At 60.9% G+C, this 836-nt stretch carries 1 protein-coding gene; it reads right to left on the bottom strand.

Annotated features, from left to right (window positions below; genetic code table 11):
* Nucleotides 1–59 precede the first annotated feature (59 nt).
* A partial coding sequence (locus tag D477_RS20380; RefSeq protein WP_043847802.1) for an SLC13 family permease occupies nucleotides 60–836 on the bottom strand: 777 nt, incomplete at its 5' end.

The raw sequence follows: 836 nt of genomic DNA, 5'->3' as shown, positions 1-836 counted from the left end.
GAACCGGACACAGGGCTGGTTCCGCCGCGGAGGCATTTCCTTGTGCGTTTTGGCTGTGGTTAGCCGCCGATGCCGGTTACAGCGATCATCACGGGGACGATGCTGATGATGAGGATTGCGCCCAGGATGTCGAAGACGACACCGGTGCGGATCATCCTGGTGATGGGTACCGCTCCTGAGCCGTAGACGATGGCGTTCTGGGGGGTCGAGACGGGAAGCATGAATCCGAATGAGGCTGCGAAGGTTGCCGCCAGTGCCGGAATAAAGGGGTCCAGGCCCATAGCGATGCAGAGCGGGATGACAATCGGCACGACAACAGCGGCTGATGCTGTATTGCTGGTGGTCTCGGAGATGAGGATGGCAAGTATCGCGGAGAACGCGGTGATGGTCACGATGTTGGTGACACCGAGGTTCTCTGATGCGGCAGCCCCGATGGTCTCGGCGAGTCCGGTCGCGGCCAGGAGTGAACCGAAGATGATTCCGGTGCCAAAGAGGATGATGGTTCCCCAATCGATCCGGGCGGCATCGGACCAGGTGAGGGTGGCCCGGCGTTCCTTCCAGTTCGTGGGCAGGATGAACAGCAGTGCCGCTCCGAGAACCGCCACGATTCCCTCGTCCAGGCGGTCGTCCAGGAAAATGTAGACGTCGGACTCGGTGCCGGCGATGAGGCTGGCGAAGGCGGGCAGCAGCCATAGCGTGACGGTGAACCCGAAGGCGATTAGCGTATTGACCTCGGCGCGTGACATCTTTCCGTGCGCGGCTCGTTGTTCCCGGATGAACTCCTCGACGCCTTCGATGCGTCGGATTTCGGGTTTGTTCAGCAGGAACATGATCAG

Origin of the sequence: Arthrobacter crystallopoietes BAB-32, assembly GCF_000328305.2 — a bacterium.
GTDB classification, from domain to species: Bacteria; Actinomycetota; Actinomycetes; order Actinomycetales; family Micrococcaceae; genus Crystallibacter; species Crystallibacter crystallopoietes_A.
This window is presented reverse-complemented; position numbering and strand designations above follow the sequence as displayed.